General features: G+C 50.5%; 6 tRNA genes. All 6 read left to right on the top strand.

Annotated features, from left to right (window positions below):
- Positions 1 to 104: 104 nt before the first annotated feature.
- Positions 105 to 178: transfer RNA gene (locus FD44_RS10145), tRNA-Met, on the top strand.
- A 16-nt stretch (positions 179 to 194) separates the two neighbouring features.
- A tRNA-Ile gene (locus FD44_RS10140) sits at positions 195 to 268 on the top strand.
- A 50-nt stretch (positions 269 to 318) separates the two neighbouring features.
- A tRNA-Ser gene (locus FD44_RS10135) sits at positions 319 to 408 on the top strand.
- 10 nt (positions 409 to 418) lie between these two features.
- A tRNA-Met gene (locus FD44_RS10130) sits at positions 419 to 492 on the top strand.
- A 60-nt stretch (positions 493 to 552) separates the two neighbouring features.
- Positions 553 to 625 (top strand) — tRNA-Phe (locus tag FD44_RS10125).
- Positions 626 to 634: 9 nt separating this feature from the next.
- Positions 635 to 705, top strand: a tRNA-Gly gene (locus tag FD44_RS10120).
- The last annotated feature ends 60 nt before the right edge of the window (positions 706 to 765 follow it).

Raw genomic sequence — 765 nt, 5'->3', positions numbered from 1 at the left:
GTAGCTCAGCTTGGTAGAGCACCTGGTTTGGGACCAGGGGGTCGCAGGTTCGAATCCTGTCTTCCCGATTAAATAAAATTTTAATAGTGTTTTATTTAACACTTCGCGGTGTAGCTCAGCTGGCTAGAGCGTCCGGTTCATACCCGGGAGGTCGAGGGTTCGATCCCCCCCGCCGCGATTAGGTCTCAGAACCTGGACCTTTAGCTCAGTTGGTTAGAGCAAACGGCTCATAACCGTTCGGTCGTAGGTTCGAGTCCTACAAGGTCCATTGGTGTATGTAAGTTTATATGCTTTTTACGGATCACATTTAAATATCATGGAGGATTACCCAAGTCTGGCTGAAGGGAACGGTCTTGAAAACCGTCAGGTGGGTCAAACCACGCGAGAGTTCGAATCTCTCATCCTCCTTTTTAATTATCGCGGGATGGAGCAGTCTGGTAGCTCGTCGGGCTCATAACCCGAAGGTCGTTGGTTCAAATCCAGCTCCCGCAATTATGGTCCGTTGGTCTANACGCAGGAGATCACGAGTTCGAGTCTCGTACGGACCGTTTTGGCTCGGTAGCTCAGTTGGTAGAGCAACGGATTGAAGCTCCGTGTGTCGGCGGTTCGATTCCGTCCCGCGCCATTTAGTTATGCGGGTATAGTTTAGTGGTAAAACCACAGCCTTCCAAGCTGTTGTCGCGAGTTCGATTCTCGTTACCCGCTTCGTTCATTTTCAATGGGCCTATAGCTCAGTTGGTTTAGAGCGCACGCCTGATAAGCGTG

It is taken from the genome of Secundilactobacillus malefermentans DSM 5705 = KCTC 3548 (genome assembly GCF_001436395.1).
Classification (GTDB): Bacteria; Bacillota; Bacilli; order Lactobacillales; family Lactobacillaceae; genus Secundilactobacillus; species Secundilactobacillus malefermentans.
Note: the sequence above shows the minus strand (reverse complement) of the source record. Positions and strands in the feature narration are given on the sequence as shown.